Genomic DNA, 608 nt, shown 5'->3' on the forward strand with positions numbered 1-608 from the left:
AGCGATTTTGGTTCTGGTGGTGGTCGGTGGTGTGGGTGGTGGGTGATACTGCCGGGCATGTCCTTGCAGGGCTTGGTCGATGCGACCGCAGACGCGCTCGGTGGTGCGCGTGAGTTGTACGGCCCGGCTGCGTCGGCGTCGGGGTTGCCCTCGACGAGTGGGTTGCAGAACCTCAGGACTGATTTGCGGGTGTCGGTGGATACGGTGCCGGCGACTTGGAGTGGTCGTGGGGGAGAGGGCTACAAGCTGTCTGGCGGCCATGGGGTGGCGGCTTTGGACAACGTGATTGGTGCCGATCGTGGGGTGGGCCCGCAGGTGGTGGCGGCGTCGAACGAGTCCCGTGATGGCCGCGCCGGGATGAATGGCGTGGTGAGCGATACCCGGTCGGGGGTCAATGCGATCGCCCCGAGCACTGATACCCCGGCGGGCAAGCAGGTTCTGGTCAATCATCTCGAAGGCCAGCTCGACCGCGCCAAGGCCCTGCTCACCAAATCCGAACAGCGAAACGTCGCGTTAGCGAACATGATTCGCGCCGCTGGTGGTGGTTACGGCGGGCGCCCGATGGGCGGCGGCATGCCCATGGGCGGCGGCATGGGAATGCCCATGGG

The 608-nt window shown here is 66.1% G+C and carries 1 pseudogene; it reads left to right on the forward strand.

Annotated features, from left to right (window positions below):
- Positions 1–57 precede the first annotated feature (57 nt).
- Positions 58–608 (forward strand): annotated as a pseudogene (locus ACXMYJ_RS29320) (hypothetical protein); the annotation flags it as partial.

The organism is Mycobacterium sp. ZZG (assembly GCF_054786995.1).